Below are 378 nucleotides of genomic sequence, written 5' to 3'. Positions count from 1 at the left end.
GAGACAATCGCACAATTAGGGGAGCGGGAAAAAGAACTCTATTGTGCTATGAAAAAATTAAAGCGATCTTATCAGGAAGTAATTTATTTAAGAAAAGTGCAAGAACTGTCTGTGAAGGAGTCAGCTCACATACTCAATTGTTCGGAAGCTAAAGTAAAAACAACATTGCACCGTGCTTTGGATGTGTTGAGGAAAGAGTTGATCAAGGGGGGATATACACATGACGTTATTTAAAGGTCAAGAAGATATCGAAAAAACCTTGAAACGATATGAAGCAATTAAAATGTCTGAGGCAGAGAAGACGGAAGGGGTGGAAAAACTCATGTCTAATATGGTACGGAAGAATAGAACATCTTGGGTAAGTAAACTACTACATCC

At 38.1% G+C, this 378-nt stretch carries 1 protein-coding gene; it reads left to right on the top strand.

From position 1 onward, the window contains the following. The coding region (locus AOA61_RS02705; RefSeq protein ID WP_143521171.1) for a sigma-70 family RNA polymerase sigma factor at positions 1 to 234 on the top strand (234 nt) is incomplete at its 5' end. Between the last annotated feature and the right edge of the window lie 144 nt (positions 235 to 378).

Source organism: Pseudomonas sp. 2995-1, assembly GCF_002742505.1.
GTDB lineage: Bacteria > Pseudomonadota > Gammaproteobacteria > Pseudomonadales > Pseudomonadaceae > Aquipseudomonas > Aquipseudomonas sivasensis.
This window is presented reverse-complemented; position numbering and strand designations above follow the sequence as displayed.